Source organism: Streptomyces sp. NPDC007088, from assembly GCF_042869355.1.
In the GTDB taxonomy this organism is placed as follows: Bacteria; Actinomycetota; Actinomycetes; order Streptomycetales; family Streptomycetaceae; genus Streptomyces.
This window is the reverse complement of the sequence record NZ_JBIAFO010000023.1, coordinates 68,153-93,954: the sequence shown is the minus strand read 5'-3', so window position 1 is coordinate 93,954 and position 25,802 is coordinate 68,153. Positions and strand designations below refer to the sequence as shown.

Genomic DNA, 25,802 nt, shown 5'->3' with positions numbered 1-25,802 from the left:
GGCTCACAGGAGCGTCAGTTGTGTCGGCTCCGCCGGATCGCCCCCGGGCGCGTGCGCGGGGGCGCTCGGGGTGATCCTGCGCGCCGCCCCGGGGCGGTCCGGGCCGATGCCGTACTCCCGCGCGAACTCGTGCACCTGACGGGTGATCCGGCGCTGGTACCACGTCGGCGCGTAGGCCCCGTCCGCGTACATCCGCGCGTAGCGCGGCACGAGGGCGGGGTGTTCGCGCTCCAGCCAGGCCATGAACCACTCCCGGGCCCCCGGGCGCAGGTGCAGGACGAGCGGGGTGACCGAGGTCGCGCCCGCCTCGGCGACGGCGCGGACGGTGGCCCGCAACTGCTCGGGGCGGTCGCCGAGGAAGGGGATCACGGGCGCCATCAGCACGCCGCAGCCGATGCCGCGCTCGCTCAGGGTCCGTACGACGTCGAGCCGGCGCCGGGGCGCGGGCGTGCCCGGCTCGACCGTGCGCCACAGCTCCTCGTCGACGAAGCCGACCGAGACGGAGACCCCCACCTCGGTCATCCGCGCCGCCCGCTCCAGCAGGCCGAGATCGCGCAGGATCAGCGTCCCCTTGGTCAGGATGCTGAAGGGGTTCGCGCGCTTGCTCAGCGCCTCGATGATCCCGGGCATGAGCGCGTACCGCCCCTCGGCCCGCTGGTAGCAGTCCACATTGGTGCCCATCGCGACGTGCTGGCCCTGCCAGCGCGAGGAGGCCAGCTGCCGGCGCAGCAGTTCGGGCGCGTTCACCTTGACGACGATCTGGCTGTCGAAACCGAGCCCGGTGTCGAGGTCGAGATAGCTGTGCGTCTTGCGGGCGAAGCAGTAGACGCACGCGTGCGAGCAGCCCCGGTAGGGGTTGACCGTCCATTCGAACGGCATGCGCGAGGCGCCCGGTACGCGGTTGAGGATCGAGCGGGCGCGGACCTCGTGAAAGGTGATTCCCCGGAACTCCGGGGTGTCGAAGGTGCGGGTGACGACCGCGTCGGCGCCGAAGAGCGCGCCGTTCGCGGTCGTGTCGTCTGCGAGGTTCTCCCAGCGCATGGCGGCCTCCTCGGGGTAGCGGACCGGCTGCTCCCGAACAATAGAACATTTGTTCCCTTGATCGCTGCGGACCCGATTTTGGTGCCGGTGCGCCTCGGTGGTTGGCTGGGGTCCGCCGTCCGTGAAGCGGGCGGAAGTGAGTCCCCTAGGTCTCTGGAGGAAGTGCAATGGCGCAGGTCGAAGCCACGACGCAGCGGATCGTCGCCGCCGGTCCCGAGGACGTCTTCGACGCCCTGGCCGACTACAGCGGCACCCGGGCCAGGCTCCAGCCCGAGCACTTCAGCGAGTACGAGGTGCGGGAGGGCGGGGACGGCGAGGGCACCCTCGTGCACTGGAAGCTCCAGGCCACCAGCAAGCGTGTTCGGGACTGCCTCCTGGACGTCACCGAGCCCACCGACGGCGAACTGGTCGAGAAGGACCGCAACTCCTCGATGGTCACGACCTGGACGGTGACCCCGGCGGGCGAGGGCCGGTCCCGCGTCGTCGTCACGAGCGTGTGGAACGGCGCCGGCGGGATCGGCGGCTTCTTCGAGAGGACCTTCGCGCCCAAGGGGCTCGCCCGGATCTACGACGCGCTCCTCGCGAACCTGGCCGCCGAGACGGAGAAGAAGTCCGCGGCCTCCTCCGCCGAGCCGGAGGGCAGGCCCGCCGCGCCGTCCGCCGGGGACGGGGAGAGCGCCGCCTCCTGACCGCCGAGCGGCGGGCGTGTTCCACCGGGCCCGGCCCTCGTCGAGGGGCGGGCCCGCCGGCGCTTCGCCCCCGGCGGGCCGCTGTTCTGGCAACGGCGGGTCGCCCGGCAACTCCGGGGGTCAACCTGCCGCCCGAAAAAGCCCGGACTCCTCCTCACCGGTTCGGGTGGTTTCCCGCATCCGGCCGTTGTACGCCGTAGGGCTCTCACCGGCCGTAACGCCCACCGCGGCGCACGCACCGTAGTACTCCGGTGACTTTCCGCGCTTGCTCCCCCTTGTCACACGATGCGAGAAAAGGGACGGCGCAAGCGTGACGAGGGGAGCACTGGGTGAGCGGGACGACGCTGGCGGAGAACTGGCCGCGGCTGGCCGAGCAGGACGGACGGGGGCCGGGGCTGGAACCACCGCCCGCCGAAGGCCATTTCGTTGCCCCGGGCTCCGAACGGCCGCCCGCGCCGCCCGGAGAGACGGAGCCGGCCGCCCGTCCGGAGCTGACCCGCTCCCAGGTCCGCACCGTCTTCATCGGCCTCATGCTCGCGCTGCTGCTCGCCGCGCTGGAGCAGATGATCGTCGCGACGGCCCTGCCGAAGATCGTCGGTGAACTCCACGGGCTGGACCGCATGTCCTGGGCGATCACCGCCTATCTGCTGACCTCCACGGTGGGCCTGCCGATCTACGGCAAGCTCGGCGACCTCTTCGGGCGCAAAGGCGTCTTCCAGTTCGCCATCATCGTGTTCGTCATCGGTTCCGCGCTGGCCGGCTGGTCGCGTTCGATGGACCAGCTCATCGCCTTCCGCGCCGTTCAGGGCGTCGGTGCGGGCGGCCTCATGATCGGTGTGCAGGCGATCATCGCCGACATCGTCCCGCCGCGTGAGCGCGGCCGCTACATGGGCCTGATCGGGGCCGGGTTCGGTCTGGCCTCGGTCGCCGGGCCCCTGCTCGGCGGCTTCTTCACCGACCACGTCTCCTGGCGCTGGTGCTTCTACTTCAACGTGCCCTTCGGCCTGCTGACCCTCGCCGTCATCACCGTCGTCCTCAAACTGCCCAGGCCGCGCAGCAAGGCCAGGCTCGACGTGCCCGGCGCGCTGCTGCTCGCCGCGGCCTCCGCGTGCGTGGTGCTGCTGACGAGCTGGGGCGGCACCGAGTACGCGTGGGGCTCCGGGGTCATCATCGGCCTGGCCGCGGGGGCGCTCGTCTCCACCGCCCTGTTCCTGCTCGCCGAGCACTTCGCCGAGGAGCCGCTGATCCCGCTGCGGCTGTTCCGTGACCGGGCCTTCAACATCACCGGGCTGGTCGGCGCCGTCGTCGGTGTCGCGCTGTTCGGCGCGTCGAGCTACCTGCCGAGCTACCTGCAGATGGTCGACGGGGCGAGCGCCACCGAGTCGGGGCTGCTGATGCTGCCCATGATGGGCGGCGTCGTCCTCGCCTCGATCCTCGCCGGGCAGCTCATCAGCCGCACCGGCCACTACCGGATCTACCCGATCCTGGGCGGCGCGCTGTCGGTGGTCGGCATGTGGCTGCTCTCCCGGCTGGAGATCGACACCTCGCGGTTCACGTACAGCGTGTGGATGGCGGTGCTCGGCGCCGGGATCGGGCTGGTCATGCCGGTGCTGGTGCTCGCCGTGCAGAACGCCGTCCGCCCGCGCGACCTCGGCACCGCGACCAGCGCCAACAACTACTTCCGGCAGATCGGCGGCAGCGTCGGCGCCGCCGTCTTCGGCACCCTGTTCGCGGGCCGGCTCGCCGACGCCCTCGCCGACCGGCTGCCCGCCTCGGCGGCCCTGCCCGACCCCGAGTCGGTCACCCCGCAACTCGTCCACCGGCTGCCCGAGGCCGTACGGGACGGCTACATCCAGGCGTACGTCGACGCGATGCCGAGGATCTTCCTCTACCTCGTGCCGGTGCTCGCCCTCGGGCTGCTGATCGCCTGCTTCCTGAAGGAGACCCCCCTCGTGTCCAGTGCCGCACACCAGACGCCCGCCGCCGAGCCCGAGCCGGAGCGGGTGCCCGAGGAGGCCGTCGACACCGTGCGGCTGCCCGCGACGCGCTCCCCCTTCGGCGCGGGCGTCCCGGTCTGCGGGAGCGTGCAGCACCCCGACGGCAGCGCGGTGCCGCGCGCCGCGCTCACCCTCATCGACGTGTCCGGGCAGCAGGTCGGCCGGGGCGCGAGCGGCGAGGACGGCCGGTACGCGCTGGCCACGCCGGGCGCCGGCTCCTACGTGCTGATCGCCGCGGCCGGCGGCCACCAGCCGCAGGCCGTCACGGTCACCGTCGCGGAGCGCCCCGTGGAACTGGACGTCGTCCTCGGCGGCGCCGGCAGCCTCGCCGGTACCGTCACGACCGCCGACGGCACCCCGGTCGCGGGGGCCTCCGTGACCCTGACGGACGTACGCGGCGAGGTCGTCTCCGCGACCCGTTCGGGACGGGACGGCCGGTACGTCATCAGCGATCTGGTGGCGGGGGAGTACACCCTCGCGGCCAGCGCCACGGCCTTCCGCCCGGCCGCGCTCCCGCTGTCCGTGCAGGCGTCGCGCGAGACCCGGCAGGACATCGAACTGGCCGGCGGGGCCGTGCTGCGCGGGACCGTACGGGCGCGCGGCGGACGCCCCGTGGAGGACGCGCGCGTCACCCTGCTGGACGCCGCAGGCAACGTCGTCGACACCCTGACGACCGAGGCGGACGGCACCTTCCGCTTCGTGGACCTCTCCTCCGGCGAGTACACCGTCATCGCGGCCGGCTACCCGCCGGTCGCCACCGTCCTCCAGGTCGCGGGCGGCGGCCGCACCGAACGCGACCTGCAACTCGGCCACGAGGACTGAGCGGTACCGCTCCTCCTCCCGCGGGGCCCCGGCGTCAGGACGCCGGGGCCCCGCCGCGTGTCCGCGCCCCGCGCCGTACGGGAGCCGTCAAGACCGCCGTACGGGAGCCGTCAAGACCGCCGTACGGGAGCCGTCAAGAGCGGGGCCGGTGCCGTATCGGACCCGTCAACGCGGGTCCCGGCGGGTGCGGAAAGGGGGTTTGCTCACTCTGTCCGAACAACCGTTCCGCCCGCACCTCCCCGTGCGGGCGGATGAATTCAGGAGTGCGCGATGGCCGATCTGGCCTTCGTGGTCACCACGTGCGCGGTATTCGCGCTGGTGGCCCTCGTCGCCCAAGGGGTGGCGAAACTGTGAGCGCCGAGAACGCCGCGGGTCTCGTCGTGGCCGTGGCCCTGCTGGGATATCTCGTCCTGGCACTGGTGCGTCCGGAGAGGTTCTGAGGACGCCGTCATGAGCCCAGCCCTTTCCGGTGCGCTCCAGTTGCTCGCCCTCGTGGTGGCGCTGGGGCTCGCTCATCGCCCGCTCGGCGACTATCTGGCGCGCGTCTACTCGGCGCGCACGCATCTGCGTGTCGAGAGAGGGATCTACCGTTCCTTCGGCGTCGACCCCGACACCGAGATGCGCTGGCCCGCCTATCTGCGCGCGGTCCTCGCCTTCTCCCTCGTCTCGCTTCTCCTCCTCTACCTGCTCCAGCGGCTCCAGGGGGTCCTCCCCGGCTCCCTCGGATTCGCCTCGATCGACCCCGACCAGGCGTTCAACACCGCCGCCTCCTTCGTCGCCAACACCAACTGGCAGTCCTACTACGGGGAACAGGCGATGGGGCACCTCGTGCAGACCGGCGGGCTCGCGGTGCAGAACTTCGTCTCGGCCGCCGTCGGCATGGCGGTGGCCGTCGCCCTGGTGCGCGGCTTCGCCCGCTCCCGCACCGGGGAACTGGGCAACTTCTGGTCCGATCTGGTGCGTGGCACCGTACGCGTCCTGCTGCCGGTCTCCCTCGTCGCGGCCGTGCTCCTCGTCGCCTGCGGGGTGATACAGAACTTCTCCGGCATCCACGAGGTGGGGCAGTTCACCACGGGCGCCCAGCAGTGGAACGGCGGGGCCGTCGCCTCGCAGGAGGCCGTGAAGGAGCTCGGCACCAACGGCGGCGGGTATTTCAACGCGAACTCCGCCCACCCCTTCGAGAACCCGAATCCGCTCTCCAACCTGCTGGAGGTCTTCCTGATCCTCCTCATCCCGTTCGCCCTGCCCCGCGCTTTCGGCCGCATGGTCGGCTCGCCGCGCCAGGGCTACGCGATCCTCGCCACCATGGCCTGCGTCTGGCTCGGCTTCACGGCCCTCATGATGTGGGCCGAGTTCTCCCACCACGGCCCGGCGTTCGATCTCGCGGGCGGGGCCATGGAGGGGAAGGAGAACCGCTTCGGGGTGAGCGGTTCCTCCATCTTCGCGGTCGCCACGACGCTCACCTCCACCGGCGCGGTGAACTCCTTCCACTCCTCCTTCACCGGGCTCGGCGGCGGAATCACGATGCTCGGTATGCAGCTCGGCGAGATCGCCCCGGGCGGCGTGGGCTCGGGGCTCTACGGAATGCTGGTGATCGCCGTGATCGCGGTGTTCGTCGCCGGGCTCATGGTCGGCCGCACCCCCGAATACCTCGGCAAGAAGATCGGCGCCAGGGAGATCAAGCTCGCGGCGCTCTCCCTTCTCGTCACACCCGCTCTCGTCCTCGGGTTCACCGCCTTCGCGCTGGCCCTGCCGACGCCCGCGCACTCCATGGCGAACCCGGGCGCGCACGGATTCTCGGAGATCCTCTACGCCTACACCTCGGGCGCCAACAACAACGGTTCCGCCTTCGCCGGGCTCAACGCCGACACCCAGTGGTTCAACACGACGACCGGCCTCGCGATGCTCCTCGGCCGCTTCCTGCCGATGGTGCTCGTGCTCGCGCTCGCCGGCTCCCTCGCCGGGCAGCGGCCGGTTCCGGAGACGGCCGGGACGCTGCGCACCGGGAAACCCCTGTTCACCGGTCTGCTGCTCGGCACGCTGCTCATCATCACCGCACTCACCTACTTCCCGGCCCTCGCGCTGGGACCGCTCGCCGAAGGGCTCGCCTCATGAGCACCACGACCCCCACCCGGGCTCCCGTCCCGGACCGGGCCCGGGGCGATTCCCCGGAGCCCGGCGGGGCGGGCGGAGGGCCGCTCGGCCCGGCCCGACTGCTGCGCTACCTCCCCCAGGCGCTGCGCAAGCTCGACCCGCGCGTCATGGTCCGCTCGCCCGTCATGTTCGTGGTCGAGGCCGGCTCGGTCCTCACCACGGTCCTCGCCTGCCTGCACCCCGGGGACGGCTTCGGCTGGGCCGTCGCCGCCTGGCTGTGGCTCACCACGGTCTTCGCCAACCTCGCGGAGGCCGTCGCCGAGGGCCGGGGCAGAGCGCAGGCCCAGGCGCTGCGCCAGGCCCGCGGCGAGGCCGTCGCGCGGCGGATCGTGGGCCGCGCCGAGGAGCGGGTGCCCGGCGAGCGGCTGAACGTCGGCGACCTCGTGGTGTGCGAGGCGGGCGACCTCGTGCCCGGCGACGGCGACGTGATCGAGGGCGTCGCGTCGGTGGACGAGTCGGCCGTCACCGGTGAGTCCGCCCCCGTCCTGCGCGAGTCCGGGGGCGACCGCTCGGCCGTCACCGGCGGTACGCGCGTCCTGTCCGACCGGATCGTCGTGAGGATCACCACCCGGCCCGGCGAGACCTTCGCCGACCGCATGATCGCCCTCGTCGAGGGGGCGGCCCGGCAGAAGACGCCCAACGAGATCGCCCTCAACGTCCTGCTGGCCTCGCTGACCGTCGTCTTCCTGCTGGCGGTCGTCACCCTCCAGCCCTTCGCGCGCTACGCCGGTGCCGAACAGCCGACGGCCGTGCTCACCGCCCTCCTGGTGTGCCTGATCCCCACGACCATCGGGGCCCTGCTGTCCGCGATCGGCATCGCCGGAATGGACCGGCTCGTACGGCGCAACGTCCTGGCGACCTCGGGGCGCGCGGTCGAGGCGGCCGGCGACGTCTCGACGCTGCTGCTCGACAAGACCGGCACCATCACCCTCGGCGACCGGCAGGCCGTCGCCCTCCTGCCCGTCGAAGGCGTCGACGCGGGCGAACTCGCACAAGCCGCCCAGCTCTCCTCGCTCGCCGACGAGACCCCGGAGGGCCGTTCCGTCCTCGTCCTCGTCCGGGAGCGCCACGGGCTGCCCGAGCGGCGGCGCGAGGACCTGCCCGACGCCGCGTGGACCGGCTTCTCGGCCCGCACGCGCATGTCGGGCGCCGACCTCCCGGGCGGCGGCCCGGACGGCTTGCGGCAGGTCCGCAAGGGCGCCACCGCCGCCGTCCTCGCCTGGGTCCGGGACCACGGGGGCCGCCCGTCCCCCGACGCGGCCGGGATCAGCGAGGAGATCGCCCGCGCGGGCGGCACCCCGCTGCTCGTCGCCGTGCGGGACGCGGCCGGGGCCCGGGTCCTGGGCGTCGTCCACCTCAAGGACGTGGTCAAGCCCGGCATGCGCCAGCGCTTCGAGGAGCTGCGCCGCATGGGCATCAGGACCGTCATGATCACCGGGGACAACCCGGTCACCGCACAGGCGGTCGCCGCGGAGGCCGGCGTGGACGACTACCTCGCGGAGGCCACGCCCGAGGACAAGATGGCCCTGATCATCCGGGAACAGTCCGGCGGGAAGCTCGTCGCGATGACCGGTGACGGGACCAACGACGCCCCCGCCCTCGCCCAGGCCGACGTCGGCGTGGCCATGAACACCGGCACCTCGGCCGCCAAGGAGGCCGGGAACATGGTCGACCTGGACTCCGACCCGACCAAACTCATCGAGATCGTCGCGATCGGCAAGCAACTGCTCGTCACGCGCGGCGCCCTGACCACCTTCTCCCTCGCCAACGACGTCGCGAAGTACTTCGCGATCATCCCCGCGATGTTCGCCGTCGCGTATCCCGGGCTCGACAAGCTCAACATCATGCGCCTGGACTCGCCGCGGTCGGCGATCCTCTCGGCCGTGATCTTCAACGCGCTGATCATCGTCGCGCTGGTCCCGCTCGCCCTGCGGGGCGTGCGCCACCGCGCCGCCGGAGCCGACGCCCTGCTGCGCCGCAACCTCGCGGTCTACGGCCTCGGCGGTCTGCTCGCCCCCTTCCTCGGCATCAAACTCATCGACCTGCTCGTCTCCCTCGTCCCCGGCATCGGGTGAACCTCATGCACACGTCCCTCGCAACCACGAGCCGCCTCCTGTGGGCCGCTCTGCGCGCCCTTCTCGTCCTGACCCTGCTGACCGGGGTGGTCTATCCCCTGGCCGTCACCGGTATCGCCCAAGGGCTCTTCCCCGGCCGGGCGAACGGCTCGCAGATCGAGGAGGACGGCCACGTGGTCGGCTCCCGGCTCATCGGCCAGCGCTACGAACTCCCGGCCGGAAAAGGGGAGAAGACCCCGCGACCCGATCTCAGGTGGTTCCAGCCCCGGCCCTCCAACGGGCTCGGCACCAACAGCGTCAACACCCGCTACCGGCTGCTCCTCTCCGGGGCCACCAACCGCTCCGGCGACAACCCGGAACTGATCCGGTGGGTCGAGGAGGCCAAGGACGCCGTGGTCAGGGACAACTCGACGCCCCACTACCGCGTCGACCCGGCCCGGGTGCCCGCCGACGCCGTCACCTCCTCCGGGTCCGGGCTCGACCCCGACATCTCGCCCGCCTACGCCCGGCTCCAGGTGCACCGCGTCGCCGAACGCAACGGACTGCCGGTGGGCCGGGTGGCGGAACTCGTCGAACGTCACACGGACGGCCGCGTCCTGGGTTTCCTCGGCGAGCCTCGCGTCAACGTCCTCGAACTCAACGTGGCGCTGCGGGAGATGACGGGCGCCTGAGCGCCCGGTCCCGCGCGCGCCACCGCGAGGGCGGCTTCCCCACCGGGGGGAGCCGCCCTCCGCGCGCCCCGAGCACCGCGTGGCCCCACCATTGACCTGGGCGGGTGCCGCAAGATCTACTCGGACGGCCGAGGAACGGTGACCGACGGAGGGAGAACGGTGTGCGGATTCTGATCAGTGCCGACATGGAGGGCGCGACGGGGGTCACCTGGCCGGGTGACGTGCTGCCCGGCACCCCCCTGTGGGAACGGTGCAGGCCCCTGTTCACCTCCGACGTGGACGCCGCCGTCAAGGGCTTCTACGACGGTGGCGCCGACTCCGTCCTCGTCAACGAGGCCCACTCGACCATGCGGAACCTGCTGCTGGAGCGCATGGACGAGCGCGTCGAGATGCTCACCGGCAAGCACAAGGACCTCAGCATGGTCGAGGGCGCCCAGTACACCGGCGCCCGGCAGGCCGACGCCATCGCCTTCGTCGGCTACCACGCGGGCGCCGGGATGGAGGGGGTCCTCGCCCACACCTTCCTCGCCAACCAGCTCACCGGGGTGTGGCTCAACGGGGTGCGCGCGAGCGAGGGACTGCTCAACGCCCACCTCGTCGCCGAGTACGGCATCCCCGTCGTCCTCGTCACCGGCGACGACCGGACCTGCGAGGACGCCGAGGGCTACGCGCCCGAGGCGCGGAAGGTCGCCGTCAAGGACCACGTCTCCCGGTACGCCGCGATCTGCCGCACCCCCTCCCGTACCGCCGCCGACATCCGCGCGGCCGCCAAGGAGGCCGTGGAGCTCGCCGGACGGTACGAACCGGTGCGCGGGGGGCCGTTCACCATCGAGGTCGAGTTCGACGCCGACCATCTCCCGCAGACCGTCAGCGCCGTCCCCGGCGTCGCACGCTCGGGGGAGCGCCGCGTGCGTTTCCAAAGCCCGACGATGTACGAGGCGTACCGCACCTTCAAGACGGTGTGCACGGTCGCCTCCTCGGCCGTGGAGGAGCAGTATGGCTGACCGCACCGCGCCCCGACAGCACCCCGAGGGGGCCGACGCCCGCGCCCTCGACGAGGTCGTCACGTACACCTCCGAGCTGATCCGCATCGACACCACCAACCGGGGCGGCGGCGACTGCCGGGAACGCCCGGCCGCCGAGTACTGCGCCGAACGCCTCGCCGACGCCGGCTTCGATCCCGTGCTGCTGGAGCGCACCCCCGGCCGCGCCAACCTCGTCCTGCGCGTCCCCGGCACCGACCCCTCGGCCGAGGGCCTGCTCGTGCACGGCCACCTCGACGTGGTGCCCGCCGACCCCGCCGAGTGGAGCGTCGACCCGTTCTCCGGCGAGGTGCGCGAGGGCGTCGTATGGGGCCGCGGCGCGATCGACATGAAGAACATGGACGCGATGATCCTCGCGGTCCTGCGCTCCTGGCAGCGCACCGGGGCCCGGCCCCGCCGGGACGTCGTGGTCGCCTTCACCGCCGACGAGGAGGCGAGCGCCGCCGACGGCTCCGAGTTCCTCGCCGAGCACCACGCCGGCCTCTTCGAGGGCGTCACCGAGGGGGTCGGCGAGTCCGGGGCCTTCACCTTCCACGACGGGGCGGGCAACCAGCTCTACCCGATCGCGGCGGGGGAGCGCGGCACGGGCTGGCTGGAGCTGACCGCGCGGGGCCGCGCCGGGCACGGCTCGAAGGTCAACCGGGCCAACGCCGTCAGCCGCCTCGCCGCCGCCGTCACCCGCATCGGCGAGCACGAGTGGCCGGTGCGGCTCACCCCGACGGTGCGGGCCGCCCTCGCCGAACTCGCCGAGCTGTACGGGGTCGCCGTCGACGTCGACGCCCCCGACCTCGACGTGGACCAGCTGCTCGGCAAGCTCGGACCGGCCGCCGCCCTCGTCGAGCCCACCGTGCGCAACAGCAGCAACCCGACGATGCTGAACGCCGGTTACAAGGTCAACGTCATCCCCGGCGAGGCCCGCGCCTTGATCGACGGACGTTTCCTGCCGGGCGCCGAGGACGTGTTCCGCGCGACCCTCGACGAACTGACCGGACCGGACGTCGACTGGGCCTTCCACCACCGCGAGAAGGCCCTCCAGGCACCCGTCGACTCCCCGACCTTCGCCCGGATGCGCGCGGCCGTAGAGGAGTTCGCCCCCGAGGGCCGCACCCTTCCCTACTGCATGTCCGGCGGCACCGACGCCAAGCAGTTCTCCCGGCTCGGCATCACCGGGTACGGCTTCTCCCCGCTCCGGCTCCCCGTGGGCTTCGACTACCAGAAGCTGTTCCACGGCGTGGACGAACGCGTCCCCGTCGACGCCCTGCACTTCGGGGTCCGGGTCCTCGACCGCTTCCTGCGCACCGCCTGACCGGCCCCCCCCCGCCCGAGCCCGTGCCACGCCACCGTACGACAGCGCCGTACGGGAGAGACGACGAAGAGGAAGAGCACCATGGGAGTCACCCCGCTGCCGTACGGCACCTGGCCCTCGCCGATCGACGCCAGGACCGCGGCGAGCCACGACGGCCGCCCCGAGTACGCCGCCTACGTCGGCGCGGAACTGTGGTGGACCGCGCCCCGCCCCGCGGAGGGCGGCCGTCGCGCACTCGTACGGCGGCGGGCCGACGGCACCGAGGAGACGGTGCTGCCCCTGCCGTGGAACGTGCGCAACCGCGTCATCGAGTACGGCGGCGCCCCCTGGGCCGCGCGCCCCGGACCGGACGGCCCCCTCCTCGTCTTCTCCCACCACGGCGACCAGCGGCTGTACGCGGTCGAGCCGGACGCGCCCGACGCCGCGCCCCGCCCGCTCACCCCGCTCTCCACCGTCGGCGAGGGGCTGCGCTGGTGCGACCCCGTCCTCGTCCCGGCCGGCGACGAGGTGTGGTGCGTCCTGGAGGAGTTCACCGGCGAGGGCCCCAGCGACGTACGCCGCGTCCTCGCCGCCGTCCCGCTCGACGGCTCCGCCGCCGAGGACCGCACCGCGATCCGTGCACTGAGCGACGACAGCCACCGCTTCGTCACCGGGCCCCGGCTCTCCCCGGACGGCGACCGCGCCGTGTGGCTCGCCTGGGACCACCCCCGGATGCCCTGGGACGGCACCGAACTCAAGATCGCCGAGATCGGCCCGGACGGTGTCCTCGGCCCGGCCCGCACCCTCATCGGCGGACCCCGAGAGGCCGTCGCCCAGGCCGAGTGGGCGCCCGACGGCAGCCTCCTCGCCGCCACCGAACGCGGCGACTGGTGGAACCTGCACCGGGTCGATCCCGAGAGCGGCGCCGCCGTCAACCTGTGCCCGCGCGATGAGGAGTTCGGCGGACCGCTCTGGAAGATCGGGCTGCGCTGGTTCGCGCCGCTCGCGGGCGGACTGGTCGCCGTCATCCACGGCGAGGGCACCACCGCGCTCGGCGTGCTCGATCCCGCGACCGGCGGACTCGTCGACACGGCGGGCGACTGGACCGAGTGGGCCCCCTCCCTCGGCAGCGACGGGACGCGCGTCGTCGGCATCGCCGCGAGCCCGCGCAGCGGCTACGAGATCGTCGAACTCGACACCGGCACCGGACACGCCCGCGTCGTCGCCGCCCGCCACGAGGACGCCGTCGACCCCGCCTACTACCCGCCCGCCGAGGCCCGCACCTTCACCGGGCCCGGCGGCCGAGAGGTGCACGCCCATCTCTACCCGCCGCACCACCCCGAGGCCACCGGCCCCGAGGGCACCGCCCCGCCCTACGTGGTGTGGGCGCACGGCGGGCCCACCGGGCACGCGCCGCTCGTCCTCGACCTGGAGATCGCCTACTTCACCTCCCGGGGCATCGGCGTCGCCGAGGTCAACTACGGCGGCTCCGTGCGCCATGGCAGGGCCTACCGCGAACGGCTGCGCGAGCAGTGGGGCGTCGTGGACGTCGAGGACTGCGCCGCCGTGGCCCGCGCGCTGGCCGACGAGGGCCTCGCCGACCGGGCCCGCCTCGCGATCCGCGGCGGCTCAGCCGGTGGCTGGACCACGGCCGCCTCCCTGACCGCGACCGACCTGTACGCCTGCGGCACGATCCTCTACCCCATCCTCGACCTCGCGGGCTGGGCCGAGGGCGAGACCCACGACTTCGAGTCCCAGTACCTGGAGAGCCTCGTCGGCCCGCTCGCCGAGGTCCCCGAGCGGTACGCCGAGCGCTCACCCGCCCAGCACCCCGAGGACATCACCGCGCCCTTCCTGATCCTCCAGGGCCTCGACGACCCGATCTGCCCGCCGCGCCAGTGCGAACGCTTCCTCGACCGGATCTCCGGACGCGGCGTCCCGCACGCCTACGTCACCTTCGAGGGCGAGAGCCACGGCTTCCGCCGCGTGGACACCCTGATCCGCGTCCTGGAGGCCGAACTCTCCCTGTACGCCCAGACCTTCGGGTTCCCCGCCGCCGAGGTCCCGCACCTGGAACTGCGCCCGTGACCGGGCCCCTCACCCCGCTCACCCCGCTCACCCGGCCCGCGCGACTGCGTCCCGGCGCCCGGGTCGCGGTCGTCGCCCCGAGCGGGCCCGTCCCCGAGGACCGCCTCCAGTCCGGCCTCGACCTGCTGCGCGGCTGGGGCCTCGACCCGGTGGCCGCACCCCACGTCCTGGACCGCCACCCCGAGTTCGGCTACCTCGCGGGCGGCGACGCCGACCGGGCCGCCGACCTCCAGTCGGCCTGGTGCGACCCGGCCGTCGACGCGGTGTTCTGCGCGCGCGGCGGGTACGGCGCCCAGCGGATGGCCGACCTCCTCGACTGGGAGGCGCTGCGCGCGGCCGGCCCCAAGGTCTTCCTCGGCTACAGCGACATCACCGCCCTGCACGAGAACCTCGCCCGGCGCCTGGGCCTCGCGACGCTGCACGGGCCGATGACCGCCGGGGCCGACTTCCTGAAGAACCAGCGGACCCAGGACCACCTGCGCGCGACGCTCTTCGCCCCGCAGACCGTGCGGGTCCTCGAAGCGGCGCGAGGCGGCGCCCTCGTGCCCGGGAGCGCGCGGGGCATCACCTTCGGCGGCTGCGCGAGCCTGCTCGCCGCCGAGATCGGCACCCCGCACGCCCGCACGAGCGGCGCGGGCGGACTGCTGCTCCTGGAGGACGTGGGGGAGGAGCCCTACCGTCTCGACCGCGTCCTCACCCAACTGCTGCGCTCCGGCGTCCTGGACGGGGTGCGCGGCGTGGTCCTCGGCTCGTGGCAGGACTGCGGTCCCTACGCGGAGGTGCGCGCCGTCCTGCGCGACCGGCTCGCCCCGCTCGGCGTCCCGGTCCTCGAACACTTCGGCTTCGGCCACGACGAGGGCGCGCAGACCCTGCCGCTCGGCGTACGCGCCACCCTCGACGCGGACGCCGGCACGCTGACTCTGGAGGAACCGGCCCTCGTGTGAACCCCGGGCCCGCCCCGCTCGGCGCGGCAGGTCCCGGGCGCCCAGGACGGCCGCGGCCACCTCGGCGCCCCTTCCGCGTACCGCGACAACTTCCGCCCCTCCCACACGCGTACGTCCCGATTCGGGTGGGCATATCCCCCGTACCGGCGTATTCCTGATACGCCGTCACCAGTGCGGACCGCGCCTCCCCGGTCCCTTCCGTCCCCTCGCCCGCCGGAGTACGTGTGCGCCGCCCCCGCCGTCCCCCGCTCCCCGTCCTGATCCTGCTGGCCCTGCTCACCGTCCTGCTGCCCGCGGGAACCGTGGAGGCGGCGGTCCGGGCCGAGGTGACGGCGCTGCGCCTGACCGTGCGGGCGGGCGGGCGCACGTGCGTCGTCGACGCCGACCTGTACCGGCCCGCGGGCGCCTCCGCCACCGCTCCGGTGCCCGCCGTGCTCACCACCAACGGCTTCGGCGGCAGCAAGCGGGACGGCACGACCGACGCCCTCGCGCGCTCCGTGTCCGCCCAGGGGTACGCGGTACTCGCCTACTCGGGCCTCGGGTTCGGCCGCAGCGGCTGCCCGGTCACGCTCGACGACCCCGCGGTGGACGGCCGGGCCGCCTCCGCTCTCGTGGACTTCCTCGCGGGCCTGCGCACCGCCGACGACGGGACCCGCGTCGGTTTCGTGACCCTCGACGGCCCCGGCGACCCCAGGGTCGGCATGATCGGCGGCAGTTACGGCGGGGCCGTGCAGTTCGCGACCGCCTCCCGTGACCACCGCGTCGACGCCCTCGTCCCGCTCATCACCTGGCACGACCTCGCGCACTCCCTCTTCCCCGATCTCGCGGGCGCCGGGGCCGGCGTGCACAAGTGGCGCTGGACGAGCGGCTTCTACGCCATCGGCGAGGCCCAGGGGCTGCTGCACCCCCGCCTCGACCCGTCCAGGACCGGCGGGGGCGGCTGCGTGCACATGGCCGCGGGTGCCTGCGCCCTCAAAGGGCTGCTCGACTCCGGGCGCTACCTGCCAGGGCCCACCGCCGAGGCCCTGCGCTACGCCCGCGAGGTGTCCCCGGCCTCGTACCTCGGCACCGTCCGCGCCCCGACACTGCTGGTACAGGGGCAGGAGGACAGCCTGTTCACCCTGGACGAGGCCGAGGCGACCTGGCGGCGGCTGCGCGCCCAGGGGGTGCCGTCGGCGTTGATCTGGCAGTCCTGGGGGCACAGCGGCGGGCTGCGCTCACCGCTGCCCGGCGAACTGGACCTCACGGGCACCGACCTCGGCGCGAGCTGGACCGGGCGGCGCGTCCTGGACTGGTTCGACCACTACCTGCGGCGCGGCCGGGGCCCGCGGTCCGCCGCGCCGGGGCCCGCCTTCGCCTACTTCCGCGACTGGGCGCCCGGTTACGCCACGGCCCCGGCCCCGCCCGCCCCCAGCCGCGTCCTGTACGTGTCGGGCGCCCCCGACGGGACGGGGAACGGCAGTCTGGTCGCGGACGCCGACGCGGTCCGCCCGGACACCCGGACCTACCGGGGCGGTCCCCTCCCCACGAGCCACACCGAGAACCCCTTCGCCCAGCTCTCCGAACACGTCCCCGACCCGCCGCCGTACGACCTGCCCGGCGGCCATCTCGGCTGGAGCACCGCGCCGTTGACCGCGCCACTCGACGTCGTCGGCAGCCCCGGGGCCACCTTCCGCGTCGAAGCGCCCCGGGCGGCCCGCGCCCAGAAGGCGGCGGACCTCGCGCGCCGGCTCGTCCTGTTCGTCAAGGTGCTCGACGTCGCCCCGGACGGCACCGCGCGGCCGGTCCGCCGGCTCGTCGCCCCGGTCCGGGTGCCGGACGTGGACCGCCCTTTCACGGTGCGACTGCCCGGCATCGTGCACCGCTTCGCCCCCGGTCACCGGCTGCGGCTCGTGGTGGCGGGCAGCGACGACGCGCACTACGGCAACAGGACCACGTACACGGTGCGCGTCAGGGAAGGGGTGCTGCGGCTGCCCACGACGTCCGGGCGCTGAGCGGCGGCCGGTGACGGCGCATTACCCTGGGCCGATGCCTGAACCTGCCACCTACCTCGCGGTGGGCGGGCGCGTCGCCGTGCGCCCCCTCACCCTGGACGACGCGGACGAGTTCACCGCGCGGGCGCGCGAGAGCGTGTCCCTCCACCACCCCTGGCTCCAGCCGCCCCGGGACGCGGCCGCTTTCGCGGCCTGGGCCGGACGCCTCGTCGAGGAGCCCGGCCGGGCCGGTTTCCTCGTGTGCACGCGCGAGGACGACGCCCTCGCCGGATACGTGGCCGTCAACAACATCGTGCACGGAGCGTTCCGCTGCGGGGCGCTCGGCTACGGCGCCTTCGCGCACTCCGCCGGTCGCGGGCTCATGACGGAGGGCCTCGGCCTCGTCGTGCGGCACGCCTTCACCGCGCTCGGACTGCACCGGCTGGAGATCAACGCGCAGCCCGGAAACACGGCCTCGATCGCCCTCGCGCGCCGGCTCGGCTTCCGGCACGAGGGCTTCTCTCCCGACTTCCTGTTCATCGACGGCGCGTGGCGCGACCACGAACGGTTCGCGCTCACGGCGGAGATGACGGACCTCAGGGCGTGACGCGAGGGGCGTGAGGGGGCGGAAGGGGCGTAGGGAGAGACAGAGCCGCGGGCTTGACCGCCCGTGCGGGGGAGGTCAGCGGCCGTGCTTCCGGTTGATCTTCATGGTGTCGAGGTCGGTGACGGTGGAGCGCAGATCGCGGAAGCCGAAACCGCGTCGCCGCAGCTCCGTCTCCACCCGGTCCTCGGCGAGCGCCGCCGCCATCTCCTCGCCGTCCCCGGCCGCCGAACGCAGCTCGAACCGGTAGGAGAACGGCTTGAGCGTCCGGTCGTAGCTGAGTGAGCCCTCCGGCGTGAACCGCATCGCGGCCAGATCCCGCGCCTGTTCCGCCCCGGCGAGCAGTTCGGCGCGCGCGGCCTCGGTCAGCCCGTCCCAGACGCCCCGGACGATGACGCGGTACGTGTGCTGCTCCTGGTCGGCGGGGCCGGTCGCCGGGGTGCCGGGGCCGAGAGGGGAACGCTCGCTCATGGGGTGCCGTTCTGGGCTGAGGGCCGGTGCGGGGTCGGGACCCACCGTAGAAGACGGGCCGCCTGCCGCGCCTCGGGATTTCGGGCCGGCGCACGAGCGTCGCGGCGGCGGCACCCGTCCCGGCCCCGGACCCCTCCCCGGTCAGCCGGTGGCGCTCCCGCCCTGGTCGGCGTACTCGAACACGGTGCCGTCCGGGTGCATCGCGATCAGGTTGCGGCCCGCCGGGGTGCCGACCGGGCCGGCGATGACCCGTGCGCCCGAGGCGGTGAGGACCTGGGCGGCCTCCTCCACGTCCCGCACCGCGATCGTCGCCGCGACCCGGCGCAGCACTTCCAGCTCCGCCTCGGGCCCGCTCATCAGCAGGAAACATCCCACCGCCGCGACCGACACGCCCCCGCGCTCGAAACGCTGCGCGGGCCGGCCCGCGAGGCGTTCGTAGAACGGGACCATGACCTCCAGGTTGTCCACGCAGACGCGCAGCGTGGTGCCGAGAATCTCCATGCCCACGAGCCTAGTTGGCCCGGCCGCCGGCCGTGATCGTTTCGCGCCAACGCCTGCCGGGCGTCGCCCGCCGCCCTGCGGGTACCCGCAGGGCATGACCGCCACCGAACCCGTCCCAGACGCCGCCCGCAGCGCGGGGCGGCAGGCGGGCACTGAAGCCGGCGTCCGCTCGGGGGCGCGGGGGAAACCCGCCGCACCTCCCGTCGCGGCCCGAAAGGGAGAAGGACGGCGCCGACCGCGACCAGGGCGCCGCCCCGAGACGGCGCCCGGCCCGGTGGCCGTTCCGCCGCCGCCGCGGGAGGCGCCCGCCGTGCCGCCCAGGCCGTAGCTGCCCATACTGGGAGGAGCGGACGGTTCCGGGATGTTTGGGCACCAAGGGGGCGGGGACTCGAACAGTCCCCGCCCCGTCTCGTGCCGGTGGTCGCCTCGACGGGCCTTCCGCGCGGCAGGCCCGTCGGTGCGAGGTACCGGCGCTGCCGCCGAGTGGAACCTAATCGAACGCGCAATCGAACGAAAGAAGTGACCATGCGGAGCGTCACCATGAACCCGGACGACCTGACCGAGCTGGCCGAACTGGGCCAGCAGTTGCGGGTCGACTCGATCCGTGCGACCGACGCGGCCGGTTCGGGGCACGCGACGTCCTCGATGTCCGCCGCCGACCTCGTGGCGGTCCTGTTCGCGCGCCATCTGCGTTACGACTTCGACCAGCCGGACCTGCCCGCCAACGACCGTTTCATCCTGTCCAAGGGGCACGCCTCCCCGGTGCTGTACTCCGCGTTCAAGGCCGCCGGGGTGGTCAGCGACGAGGAACTGCTCACCTTCCGCAAGAAGGACAGCAGGCTCGACGGCCACCCCACCCCCCGCATCCCGTGGGTCGACGTGGCTACCGGCTCCCTCGGCCAGGGACTGCCGGTCGGCGTCGGCATGGCGCTGGCCGCCAAGGACCTCGACCGGGTCGACAACCGGGTCTGGGTGCTGTGCGGGGACAGCGAGATCGCCGAGGGCTCGGTGTGGGAGGCCGCCGAGGCGGCGGGCGCCGCCCACCTCGACCACCTCACCGCGATCGTGGACGTCAACCGGCTGGGCCAGCGCGGGCCCACCCGGCACGGCCACGACCTCGACGCCTACGCCCGCCGTTTCCACGCCTTCGGCTGGCACACGGTCGAGATCGACGGTCACGACATCGAGCAGATCGACGCGGCGTACCACGAGGCCGCGTCCACGGCCGGGAAGCCCACGGTGATCCTGGCGCGCACCCTCAAGGGCAAGGGCGTCGAGGCCGCCGCCGACCGTGAGGGCCTGCACGGGAAGCCGCTCGCGGACCCCGAGGAGGCCATCGAGGAGCTGGGCGGCGTCCGCGATCTGCGCATCCAGGTCGCGTCCCCCGAGGACACGAAGCAGGCCCCCGAGCGCGAGAACGGCAAGCCCGATCTGCCCCGCTACCCCAAGGGCGGTGACGAGGTCGCGACCCGTAACGCCTTCGGAGAGGCGCTGGCCGCCCTCGGCGGGGCCCGCAAGGACGTCGTGGTGCTCGACGGGGAGGTCGGCGACTCGACGCGCGCCGAGTTCTTCGCCAAGGAACACCCCGAGCGCTACTTCGAGTTGTACATCGCCGAACAGCAGCTGATCGCCGCCGCGGCCGGGATGTCGGCCCGTGGCTGGACCCCGTACGCGGCCACCTTCGCCGCCTTCCTCACCCGCGCCCACGACTTCATCCGGATGGCGGCCGTCAGCGACGTCCGGCTGTGTCTGGCCGGCTCGCACGCGGGCGTGGCCATCGGGGAGGACGGCCCCTCGCAGATGGGCCTCGAAGACCTCGCGATGCTGCGGGCCGTGCACGGCTCGACCGTGCTCTACCCGTGCGACGCCAACCAGACGGCGCGGCTCACCGCCGCCATGGCGGACCTGCCCGGCGTCTCCTACCTGCGCACCTCGCGCGGCAAGAACGCCGTGCTCTACGGCCCCGAGGAGACCTTCCCCGTCGGCGGCTCCAAGGTGCTGCGCTCCGGCACGGCGGACCGGCTCACGATCGTCGCGGCCGGACAGACCGTGCACGAGGCGCTCGCCGCGGCCGAGACGCTCGCCGCCGAGGGCATCGAGGTGCGCGTGATCGACCTCTACTCGGTCAAGCCGGTCGACAAGGAGACGCTGCGCACCGCCGCCGAGGAGACCGGCTGCCTGGTCAGCGTCGAGGACCACCACCCGGAGGGCGGCATCGGCGACGCCGTCGCGAGCGCCTTCGACGACGGCCGGCCCGCGCCGCGCCTGGTCCGCCTCGCGGTGCGCACGATGCCGGGTTCCGCGACCCCCGAGGAGTCGCTCGCCGCCGCCGGGATCGACGCGGACTCGGTGGCCGCCTCCGTACGGCTGCTCGTCGGTGAGGCCGTCGTCGACTGAGCCGGGCGGGCCGCCGTCCTTCGCCCGCCACCCGCCGGAAGAAGCCGGAAAAATCGTGGGGGCCGCCCGCCGTGGGCGGCCCCCACGGGGGTACACGGCCCCTGCGGGGCCCCCGAGGGGACGTCCCGCCAGGCAGGCACCACGCGAGAGTGGCCCGGCCGTACGGGAATCGGGACAGGACGGCACACCATGAATCGGACAGCACCATGAATCGGCTCGCACTGGGCATCGCACTCGGCGTCGGCTACCTGCTGGGCCGCACGAAGAAGGCCAAACTCGCCTTCGCCATCGGCACGGCCGTCGCGGGACAGCGCCGCCCGCTCACCTTCCAGGGCGTCAGTGGCGTCGTCGCCGACCACCTGCGGGAGCCGGTGCGCGACTACCTGGGGGCCAACCCGCAGTACGCCGAACTCCTCGACCAGATGCGCGACCGCGCCGGGGACGCGGCCCACGGGCTGCTCACCCGCACCATCGAGGGCCTCGCCGACCACGTCCAGGACCGCGCGGACGTACTGCGCGACCGCACCGCCGGGGGCTGACGCACGGCCGGGGCGGCCACCGGGCGGGGCTCGCGGGCGGTGCGGTCCCGGTCCCGGGCGGACGGCCCCGCGGCCGGCACCGGCTCAGACCCGGCAGAGGATCTCACCGTGCAGCGCGCTGAACCACGCGTCCGGCTGCCGGCCCCACTCCCGCCACGCCTGAGAGACGGCGGTCAGCTCCGCGCGCGTCGCCTGGCCCCCACCCGTCGCGCGCTCGGCGTAGGCGGAGGCCAGCGTACGGTCGGCCCACAGGCCGCTCCACCAGTCCCGCTCCTCGTCGGTGGCGTAGCACCAAGTGCTCGACGTCGAGGTGATGCCGGTGAAGCCGGCCGCCAGCGCCCAGGACTTCAGCCGCCGGCCCGCGTCCGGCTCCCCGCCGTTGGCGCGGGCCACCCGCTCGTACAGGTCCCGCCAGTCGTCCATACCGGGGGAGGACGGGTACCAGGCCATCGCGGCGTAGTCCGCGTCGCGCACCGCCACCAGACCGCCGGGCTTCGTGACCCGCCGCATCTCGGCCAGCGCGCGGACCGGGTCCCCGACGTGCTGGAGCACTTGGTGGGCGTGGACCACGCAGAAGGTGTCGTCCGGGTAGTCCAGGGCGTGGACGTCGGCGACCGCGAAGTCGGTGTTCTCCAGCCCCCGCCCCGCCGCCTCGGCCGCCGCCTTCTCCAGGACCTCGGCGGAGGCGTCCACGCCGGTGACATGGCCCTGGGGGACGAGCGCCGCCAGGTCGGCGGTGATCGTCCCCGGTCCACAGCCGATGTCCAGCACGCGCATGTGCGGTTTCAGGTGGTCGAGCAGGTATGCGGCGGAGTTGCGCGCCGTGCGCCAGGTGTGGGAGCGGAGCACCGACTCGTGGTGTCCGTGGGTGTAGACGGCGGTCTCGTGGTGCGGTGCTTCGGCGTCACGGGCCATGACGGCGGCTCCCTCGCTTGGACGGACACACGGAAAACGGCCCACGGCGACCGCACGGCCGCCTGTCGGGCTCGTGCGCTCACCGTACGCCGCGATGTCGAGGGCTGAGACGCCTGTATTGATATATGAGACGAGTGGAAGGTGCCGGTCCGATCACGCGCGGCACCCTCCACCCGGGTGCCGGTCAGATCACGAGCGGCCGGTACACCGTCAGCGCCTCGTGCAGCACGTCGAGTTCGACGGTGGAGCCCGCCTCACTGATCTCCCCGTCGTGGGCGAGCGGGGTACCCGGCTCGATGCCCTCGACCCGCAGCCGCTTCAGACGCTCGGCCGCGTGGAACGGGGAGCGGGACAGCGGGCCCGCGAGCGCCGCGCCCAGCAGCCGCACCCCCGGCAGGCGTCCTCCGTGGACGGTGCGCACGTCGAGCAGCCCGTCGGCCATGTCGATGCGCCGGCCCGCCGTCAGTCCGGGCCTGCTGTAGATGCCGTTGCCCGCGAACAGCAGCCACATCGGCTCGCGGTGCCCGCCGATGTCCGCGTGCAGCGGATGGTCGCGGCGCAGCACGTGCAGCGCGGCCACGACGTCGGCGAGCCGCCCGCCGACCTTCCCCGACCAGCGCTCCCGCTCCCGCACCAGCTCCGGGTACACCCCGAGGCTGAAGGTGTTGAGGAAGATCCCCTCGGTCATGCCCTCGCCCTCGCCCCGGCAGTCGGTGCGAAAGCGCCCCACGTCCACCGACACGGCCTCGCCGCGCTCCACGGCGCGGTAGGTGTCGCGCGGATCCTCTATCCCGAGGTCGTACGCGAAGTGGTTGAGCGTCCCGCCCGGCAGGACCGCGAGCGGCAGACCGTGCCGCAGCGCCACCGTGGCCGCGGTGGAGAGGGAACCGTCACCCCCGCTGACACCGAGCGCCCGCGCCCGGGAGGCCGCCTTCTCCAGCTCCCCGGGCAGCGCCTCGCCCTCGCACTCGACGACCTCCGCCTCCGGGAGCGCGTCCTTGAGGGAGCGGACCCGGTCGGGGGAGCCGGCCCCGGTGTTCACGACGACGATCAGCCCGGCCCCGCGCGGCAGTTCGGGCGCGCCGACCATGGGCTGGCCCGGAGCGGGGAGCTGGCTGCGCGTCGGTACGAGGCCCCGTACGGCGAGCGCCGCACCCGCGCCCAGCGCCGCGCCCGCCAGGACGTCGCTCGGATAGTGGACCCCGGTGTAGACCCGGGAGGCGGCCACCGACGCGGCGAGCGGCGCGACGACCGCGCCCCAGCCGCGCGACTCCAGGGCCACCCCGGTGGCGAAGGCCGCGGCGGAGGCCGCGTGTCCCGAGGGGAACGAGGTGGTGACCGGCTGCCGCTTGAGCTGCCGCACGAGCGGCACCGTGTCGAGTATCGGGCGGGCCCGGCGCACCGAACGCTTGCCCACGGTGTTGACCGTCGCGGAGGCCAGCGCGAGCGAGGCGAGCCCGCGCACGGCCGCCCGCCGGGCCCGCGGGGAACCGGTCGCGGCCAGCGCCGCGCCCACCGCGCACCACAGCATCCCGTGGTTCGCGGCGCGGCTGAGCCGGGGCAGCACCTGCTCGGCCCCCGGCCAGCGGTGCGCCGCCGCGGCCTTGAACACGGTCATGTCGAGCGCGGTCAGCCGGTCCCGCAGCACGGGCCCCGGGCGCGGGCCCCGCAGCGACTCGGCGATCCTGGCGGCCGGGGACGGAGTGAGGTCGACGTCGGGAGACATGGCGCACACGTACCCCGCCCGGCCCCGATCACCCCTGCTGACCGGCGGGAGCGCGCCGGAAATGCGTTTGCCCGCCACTCGTCCGGCCGACGACAATGCGCCCCATGGGACATCTCGAAGCAGCACACGTGGAGTACTACCTGCCCGACGGGCGGGCGCTGCTGGGGGACGTCTCGTTCCGGGTCGGCGAAGGAGTGGCCGCCGCCCTCGTGGGCCCCAACGGCGCGGGAAAGACCACGCTGCTCAAACTCCTGTCCGGGGAGCTGAAACCGCACGGCGGCTCGGTCACCGTCAGCGGCGGCCTCGGTGTCATGCCGCAGTTCATCGGCTCCGTACGCGACGAGAGCACCGTCCGCGACCTGCTGGTCTCGGTCTCCGGCCCGCGCATCCGCGAGGCCGCTCGGGCCGTCGACCGCGCCGAGCACGCGATCATGACCGTGGACGACGAGTCCGCCCAGCTCGCCTACGCGCAGGCGCTCTCCGACTGGGCCGAGGTGCGCGGCTACGAGGCGGAGACCCTGTGGGACGTGTGCACCGTCGCCGCGCTCGGCATCCCCTACGACACGGCCCAGTGGCGCGAGGTGCGCACCCTGTCGGGTGGCGAGCAGAAGCGGCTCGTCCTGGAGGCGCTGCTGCGCGGCACCGATCAGGTCCTGCTGCTCGACGAACCCGACAACTACCTCGACGTCCCCGGCAAGCGCTGGCTGGAGGAGCGACTGCGCGAGACGCGCAAGACCGTCCTCTTCGTCAGCCACGACCGCGAACTGCTCTCCAGCGCCGCCCAGCGCATCGTGAGCGTCGAACCCGGCCCGGCGGGCGCCGACGCCTGGGTGCACGGCGGCGGGTTCTCCACCTACCACGAGGCCCGCAAGGAACGCTTCGCCCGCTTCGAGGAGCTGCGCCGGCGCTGGGACGAGAAGCACGCGCAGCTCAGGACGCTCGTGCTGAACCTGCGCCAGGCGGCCGAGAACAGCCCCGCCATGGCCTCGCGCTACAGCGCCGCCCAGACGCGGTTGCGCAAGTTCGAGGAGGCCGGACCGCCGCCGGAGCCGCCGCGCGAGCAGGACATCCGGATGCGGCTGCGCGGCGGCCGCACCGGACTGCGCGCCGTGACCTGCCAGGGCCTGGAGCTGTCGGGCCTGATGAAACCCTTCGACCTGGAGGTCTTCTACGGCGAACGGGTCGCGGTCCTCGGCTCGAACGGCTCGGGGAAGTCGCACTTCCTGCGGCTGCTCGCGGGCGGCGAGGTCGCCCACGAAGGGCTGTGGAAACTCGGCGCGCGCGTCGTGCCGGGGCACTTCGCGCAGACCCACGCCCACCCCGAGCTGCGGGGCCGCACCCTGCTCGACATCCTGTGGAGCGAACACGCGAAGGACAAGGGCGCGGCGATGTCCCTGCTGCGCCGCTACGAGCTGACCCAGCAGGCCGAGCAGCGCTTCGAACGGCTGTCCGGCGGCCAGCAGGCCCGTTTCCAGATCCTCCTGCTGGAACTGGCCGGCTGCACGGCGCTCCTGCTCGACGAGCCGACCGACAACCTCGACCTGGAGAGCGCGGAGGCCCTCCAGGAGGGGCTGGAGGCGTTCGAGGGCACCGTGCTCGCCGTCACCCACGACCGCTGGTTCGCCCGCTCCTTCGACCGCTTCCTCGTCTTCGGCCAGGACGGCCGGGTCCGGGAGACGCCGGAACCGGTGTGGGACGAGCGGAGGGTCGCTCGCGCCAGGCACTGAGGTGGGGGGCGGGGGTGGCGCCGTGCGGCCCGCCACGTCGTCCTCAAGCGCCGGACGGGCTGGGATTCCCCGCCTGTCCGGCACTTTTCAGCCCGTCCGGCACGTTCTCCAGCCCGTCCGGCGTTTGAGGACACCCGCGG

General features: G+C 73.7%; 19 protein-coding genes and 1 pseudogene. 15 read left to right on the top strand and 5 right to left on the bottom strand.

The features are described 5' to 3' along the window. Positions 1–3 precede the first annotated feature (3 nt). Positions 4–1,041 (bottom strand): Rv2578c family radical SAM protein, encoded by a 1,038-nt coding sequence (locus ACFYMP_RS27700; RefSeq protein ID WP_388862638.1) that lies wholly within the window; start codon positions 1,039–1,041, stop codon positions 4–6. A 167-nt stretch (positions 1,042–1,208) separates the two neighbouring features. Between ACFYMP_RS27700 and ACFYMP_RS27695 the strand changes: the two are divergent. The 12 genes and pseudogenes from ACFYMP_RS27695 to ACFYMP_RS27640 all read left to right on the top strand — a co-directional run. After that, a pseudogene (locus ACFYMP_RS27695) lies at positions 1,209–1,649 on the top strand (SRPBCC family protein); the annotation flags it as partial. Between the two features lie 410 nt (positions 1,650–2,059). Next, complete coding sequence (locus tag ACFYMP_RS27690) at positions 2,060–4,549, top strand: MFS transporter (protein WP_388862636.1); 2,490 nt, start codon at positions 2,060–2,062, stop codon at positions 4,547–4,549. Between the two features lie 350 nt (positions 4,550–4,899). Beyond that, positions 4,900–4,989 (top strand): K(+)-transporting ATPase subunit F, encoded by a 90-nt coding sequence (gene kdpF, locus ACFYMP_RS27685; RefSeq protein ID WP_388862634.1) that lies wholly within the window; start codon positions 4,900–4,902, stop codon positions 4,987–4,989. Between the two features lie 10 nt (positions 4,990–4,999). Beyond that, complete coding sequence (gene kdpA, locus ACFYMP_RS27680; protein ID WP_388862632.1) at positions 5,000–6,664, top strand: potassium-transporting ATPase subunit KdpA; 1,665 nt, start codon at positions 5,000–5,002, stop codon at positions 6,662–6,664. Continuing rightward, the gene (kdpB, locus tag ACFYMP_RS27675; RefSeq protein ID WP_388862630.1) at positions 6,661–8,778 is read left to right on the top strand and encodes a potassium-transporting ATPase subunit KdpB; all 2,118 of its coding nucleotides are present in this window, start codon (positions 6,661–6,663) and stop codon (positions 8,776–8,778) included. The genes kdpA and kdpB overlap by 4 nt, the downstream gene beginning before the upstream one ends. A gap of 5 nt (positions 8,779–8,783) precedes the next feature. Beyond that, complete coding sequence (locus ACFYMP_RS27670) at positions 8,784–9,449, top strand: potassium-transporting ATPase subunit C (protein ID WP_388862628.1); 666 nt, start codon at positions 8,784–8,786, stop codon at positions 9,447–9,449. A 161-nt stretch (positions 9,450–9,610) separates the two neighbouring features. Beyond that, the gene (locus tag ACFYMP_RS27665) at positions 9,611–10,453 is read left to right on the top strand and encodes a M55 family metallopeptidase (RefSeq protein WP_388862626.1); all 843 of its coding nucleotides are present in this window, start codon (positions 9,611–9,613) and stop codon (positions 10,451–10,453) included. Next, entirely contained in the window at positions 10,446–11,798 is a 1,353-nt protein-coding gene (locus tag ACFYMP_RS27660; protein ID WP_388862624.1) for a M20/M25/M40 family metallo-hydrolase, read from the top strand. The genes ACFYMP_RS27665 and ACFYMP_RS27660 overlap by 8 nt, the downstream gene beginning before the upstream one ends. Positions 11,799–11,879: 81 nt before the next feature. Then, positions 11,880–13,865, top strand: a complete 1,986-nt coding sequence (locus ACFYMP_RS27655) for a prolyl oligopeptidase family serine peptidase (protein ID WP_388862622.1) — start codon at positions 11,880–11,882, stop codon at positions 13,863–13,865. After that, complete coding sequence (locus ACFYMP_RS27650) at positions 13,862–14,809, top strand: LD-carboxypeptidase (protein ID WP_388862620.1); 948 nt, start codon at positions 13,862–13,864, stop codon at positions 14,807–14,809. Before ACFYMP_RS27655 ends, ACFYMP_RS27650 begins: the two co-directional genes overlap by 4 nt. 224 nt (positions 14,810–15,033) lie before the next feature. Next, positions 15,034–16,803: a CocE/NonD family hydrolase gene (locus ACFYMP_RS27645; protein ID WP_388862618.1), complete on the top strand. Its 1,770-nt coding sequence runs from the start codon at positions 15,034–15,036 to the stop codon at positions 16,801–16,803. A 34-nt stretch (positions 16,804–16,837) separates the two neighbouring features. Next, positions 16,838–17,389, top strand: coding sequence for a GNAT family N-acetyltransferase (locus tag ACFYMP_RS27640; RefSeq protein WP_388862616.1), 552 nt, complete (start codon positions 16,838–16,840; stop codon positions 17,387–17,389). Positions 17,390–17,464: 75 nt separating this feature from the next. Here the strand turns inward: ACFYMP_RS27640 and ACFYMP_RS27635 are convergent, their stop codons facing one another. Beyond that, on the bottom strand, positions 17,465–17,857 hold the full coding sequence (locus ACFYMP_RS27635) for a DUF6204 family protein (protein ID WP_388862614.1): 393 nt from the start codon (positions 17,855–17,857) through the stop codon (positions 17,465–17,467). Positions 17,858–17,998: 141 nt separating this feature from the next. Next, entirely contained in the window at positions 17,999–18,358 is a 360-nt protein-coding gene (locus tag ACFYMP_RS27630) for a VOC family protein (RefSeq protein ID WP_388862612.1), read from the bottom strand. Positions 18,359–18,883: 525 nt separating this feature from the next. Here ACFYMP_RS27630 and ACFYMP_RS27625 point away from each other — a divergent pair. Both ACFYMP_RS27625 and ACFYMP_RS27620 read left to right on the top strand, forming a co-directional pair. Then, the gene (locus ACFYMP_RS27625) at positions 18,884–20,755 is read left to right on the top strand and encodes a transketolase (RefSeq protein ID WP_388862610.1); all 1,872 of its coding nucleotides are present in this window, start codon (positions 18,884–18,886) and stop codon (positions 20,753–20,755) included. A gap of 206 nt (positions 20,756–20,961) precedes the next feature. After that, a complete protein-coding gene (locus ACFYMP_RS27620; protein WP_388862608.1) occupies positions 20,962–21,294 on the top strand; it encodes a hypothetical protein in 333 nt (110 codons plus the stop codon). 84 nt (positions 21,295–21,378) lie between these two features. Here the strand turns inward: ACFYMP_RS27620 and ACFYMP_RS27615 are convergent, their stop codons facing one another. Together ACFYMP_RS27615 and ACFYMP_RS27610 are read right to left on the bottom strand one after the other, a co-directional pair. Beyond that, positions 21,379–22,209, bottom strand: coding sequence for a class I SAM-dependent methyltransferase (locus tag ACFYMP_RS27615; protein WP_388862606.1), 831 nt, complete (start codon positions 22,207–22,209; stop codon positions 21,379–21,381). Between the two features lie 184 nt (positions 22,210–22,393). After that, on the bottom strand, positions 22,394–23,935 hold the full coding sequence (locus tag ACFYMP_RS27610; RefSeq protein ID WP_388862604.1) for a bifunctional phosphatase PAP2/diacylglycerol kinase family protein: 1,542 nt from the start codon (positions 23,933–23,935) through the stop codon (positions 22,394–22,396). A gap of 104 nt (positions 23,936–24,039) precedes the next feature. Between ACFYMP_RS27610 and ACFYMP_RS27605 the strand changes: the two genes are divergently transcribed. Further along, on the top strand, positions 24,040–25,662 hold the full coding sequence (locus ACFYMP_RS27605; protein ID WP_388862603.1) for an ABC-F family ATP-binding cassette domain-containing protein: 1,623 nt from the start codon (positions 24,040–24,042) through the stop codon (positions 25,660–25,662). The last annotated feature ends 140 nt before the right edge of the window (positions 25,663–25,802 follow it).

Bases quoted from the DNA above. Each gene is read 5' to 3' on its own strand.
- ACFYMP_RS27605 (WP_388862603.1), top strand. From the start codon at position 24,040: ATGGGACATCTCGAAGCAGCACACGTGGAGTACTACCTGCCCGACGGG.
- ACFYMP_RS27610 (WP_388862604.1), bottom strand. From the start codon at position 23,935: ATGTCTCCCGACGTCGACCTCACTCCGTCCCCGGCCGCCAGGATCGCC.
- ACFYMP_RS27670 (WP_388862628.1), top strand. From the start codon at position 8,784: ATGCACACGTCCCTCGCAACCACGAGCCGCCTCCTGTGGGCCGCTCTG.
- ACFYMP_RS27620 (WP_388862608.1), top strand. From the start codon at position 20,962: ATGAATCGGCTCGCACTGGGCATCGCACTCGGCGTCGGCTACCTGCTG.
- kdpA (WP_388862632.1), top strand. From the start codon at position 5,000: ATGAGCCCAGCCCTTTCCGGTGCGCTCCAGTTGCTCGCCCTCGTGGTG.
- ACFYMP_RS27615 (WP_388862606.1), bottom strand. From the start codon at position 22,209: ATGGCCCGTGACGCCGAAGCACCGCACCACGAGACCGCCGTCTACACC.
- ACFYMP_RS27635 (WP_388862614.1), bottom strand. From the start codon at position 17,857: ATGAGCGAGCGTTCCCCTCTCGGCCCCGGCACCCCGGCGACCGGCCCC.
- ACFYMP_RS27625 (WP_388862610.1), top strand. From the start codon at position 18,884: ATGCGGAGCGTCACCATGAACCCGGACGACCTGACCGAGCTGGCCGAA.
- ACFYMP_RS27655 (WP_388862622.1), top strand. From the start codon at position 11,880: ATGGGAGTCACCCCGCTGCCGTACGGCACCTGGCCCTCGCCGATCGAC.
- ACFYMP_RS27660 (WP_388862624.1), top strand. From the start codon at position 10,446: ATGGCTGACCGCACCGCGCCCCGACAGCACCCCGAGGGGGCCGACGCC.
- ACFYMP_RS27700 (WP_388862638.1), bottom strand. From the start codon at position 1,041: ATGCGCTGGGAGAACCTCGCAGACGACACGACCGCGAACGGCGCGCTC.
- kdpB (WP_388862630.1), top strand. From the start codon at position 6,661: ATGAGCACCACGACCCCCACCCGGGCTCCCGTCCCGGACCGGGCCCGG.
- ACFYMP_RS27630 (WP_388862612.1), bottom strand. From the start codon at position 18,358: ATGGAGATTCTCGGCACCACGCTGCGCGTCTGCGTGGACAACCTGGAG.
- ACFYMP_RS27640 (WP_388862616.1), top strand. From the start codon at position 16,838: ATGCCTGAACCTGCCACCTACCTCGCGGTGGGCGGGCGCGTCGCCGTG.